This is a genomic window from Tamlana crocina (genome assembly GCF_012037625.1).
Genome location: NZ_JAAVJS010000904.1, coordinates 1 through 278 on the forward strand (window position 1 = coordinate 1; position 278 = coordinate 278).

General features: G+C 39.2%; 1 pseudogene. It reads left to right on the forward strand.

Annotated elements, in window-relative coordinates:
* Positions 1–278, forward strand: a pseudogene (locus tag HC176_RS19460) (DUF389 domain-containing protein); the annotation flags it as partial.

Genomic DNA, 278 nt, shown 5'->3' on the forward strand with positions numbered 1-278 from the left:
GATAAAAAATTACGGGAAATCATTCCTGTAGCTGCAAGAAATAAATGGCCTGTGGCCATTCTACCTCATCCTGAAAACAAATTCACGTCTAAAGGGCTGGGCATTTCTACTGATCTGGAAGAGGTGATCACCGAATTCTCTGAATGTGAATCCCCACACAAGATTGACCTTCTGTTTTGTAACAATATTCCTGTATTTAGTTCGGTAAATATTGGAGACATTTTTCTGCTTTCTGAAGGCTCCGGAAAAAAAAGCTTCTTTTCGCAGGTAATGAACAT